Here is a 609-nt window from a genome sequence, read left to right as displayed (position 1 = left end):
CCACCGGGTTGTCCCCGCCACCGCCGGCAATCACCAGGCCCTCGGCCAAGCCCAGTCGCCCCGCCGCAGCCGCATTCAAACAAGCACTGGCCGCGCCACCTTCTACCAGCCGTGGCATCTGCGCCCATCGCAAACCCGTGGCCTGCAGCATCGGTTCAAACCATTCACGGTTGGCCACATCCAGCCACAACGTCCCCGCACCATCGGACACATCACTCACGCGCTCACCACTCAGGCGCAGGCGCAGGTAGTCCTTGGGCGACAGCACGCAATCAATGGCGCTGAATACCGCCGGTTCATGCTCCTGCAACCACAGCAGCTTGGGCGCCGTGAGACCGGCCATCGGCAAGCTGCCGGTGACGTCGGCAAACTCACTGCCCAAGGCTTCAGCCTGGGCCATGGCACGGGAGTCATCCCAGAGAATCGCCGGGTACAACACCCGGTCGTCTTGCCCCAGCAACACCGCCCCGTGCATCTGCCCGGACAACCCGATGCAGCCGACACGGCCGTAGGCATCCGGCTGATCAGTGCGCAGTTGGTCCAGGGCCTTCAGGCATGCTTGCCACCAATCCTCAGGTACCTGCTCGGACCAGCCTGCGTGCGGGCGCG

The 609-nt window shown here is 65.7% G+C and carries 1 protein-coding gene; it reads right to left on the bottom strand.

The genetic code is table 11. The features are described from left to right. Positions 1-609: FGGY family carbohydrate kinase (locus HX786_RS31560; RefSeq protein WP_256735358.1), on the bottom strand; the 609-nt coding region annotated here is incomplete at both ends.

The sequence above is a fragment of the Pseudomonas sp. 21615526 genome, assembly GCF_013386245.1.
Taxonomy (GTDB): Bacteria; Pseudomonadota; Gammaproteobacteria; order Pseudomonadales; family Pseudomonadaceae; genus Aquipseudomonas.
This window is presented reverse-complemented; position numbering and strand designations above follow the sequence as displayed.